Annotated in this window: 2 protein-coding genes; both read right to left on the bottom strand. The window is 65.4% G+C overall.

What is annotated here, in order from left to right; translation table 11 throughout:
• A partial coding sequence (locus QTH91_RS23000; RefSeq protein ID WP_286662502.1) for a porin occupies window positions 1-855 on the bottom strand: 855 nt, incomplete at its 3' end.
• A 46-nt stretch (window positions 856-901) separates the two neighbouring features.
• Window positions 902-1127 (bottom strand): Orn/Lys/Arg family decarboxylase (locus tag QTH91_RS23005; RefSeq protein ID WP_286662503.1); only part of this gene is annotated, 226 nt, incomplete at its 5' end.

The raw sequence follows: 1127 nt of genomic DNA on the forward strand, positions 1-1127 counted from the left end.
CACGACCGCACCGACAAGCCAACCCGTGGCCTTGTAGGGCACGAACTGCTCGATCTTTCCGTAGTAGTAGCCGCCGCTGAGCTTGACCACCTCGAAGTCATAGGACAGGCCTAGGTTGTAGGCGTCGACATCGCCCAGCGTCGCGGTCTGGACCTGATTGGTGCGGCTGCCCGCCACGGCCACGGCGAAGCCTGCGCCCGCCCAGCCGATCCGCGCTGCATAGCCGTCGCCGGCATGCGAATCGGGCTGGCCGGACACGTCGACGGTCTCGCCCATGTAGTACTGCGCCTCTCCGAAGAAGCCGCCGAGACCAGACGGCAGGAAGTAGCCGACCATGTTCGAGGCCCGCGTGGATGCGGGGCCTTCGAGGTTGAGGGCATCGACCAGGTTCGCGCCGACGCCGCTGGTGCCGAAGGGGTCCACATCGTCCCGGTTGCGGAAGCTGGCCGTGAAGTCCCGGCCAAGCCGCACTTCGCCCCAACTGCTGATCAGGCTCACGGTGGAGCGACGGCTGAAGAGCGCGCTGGCGCTGCCATCGGGCTGGTTGTTGACGTTGGTGGTGCCGAAGGTGCCGGTGTCCATGTTGATCTGGCTCTCGAGCCAGAAGCCAGCCGTGAGGCCGCCACCGAGGTCCTCGAAGCCGCGCACGCCCCAACGGGACGGCGTACTGCGACCGCTCGTCAATTGCGTGATGTTGCCGGCGCTGCCGCTGCCGTAGCTGAGCGCCACATCGACGATGCCGAACAGAGTGACCGAACTGCTCGTCACCGGATTGGTCACCTGCGACTTCTGTGCCGCGGCGCCGGCCGCTGCCAGGGCGAATGCGGTGAAGGCCAGGATACTTTTTGCTTTCATGCCGAGGTCTCCTTGCTCTTGCCGATGGCGATCTGGGAGTGGCGCGTTACTTGCGCTTGGCGAGCACCGAGGGCTTCAGGAGCTTCAGGCCAAGGGCTGAGTCGTAGCCGTGGATCTCCTTCACATCGAGCTTGCGCATGAACTCGATCGTGTCGCTGGCAATGACCTGGCCCGGCACCATGATCGGAAAGCCTGGCGGGTACGGAATCACGAAGGTGGCCGCCACCAGCGGCGGACCGTTCTTGAGGCGGCTGTCGATCGCCTTGTCGTGC

The sequence above is a fragment of the Variovorax dokdonensis genome (assembly GCF_030316895.1).
GTDB lineage: Bacteria > Pseudomonadota > Gammaproteobacteria > Burkholderiales > Burkholderiaceae_C > Variovorax > Variovorax dokdonensis.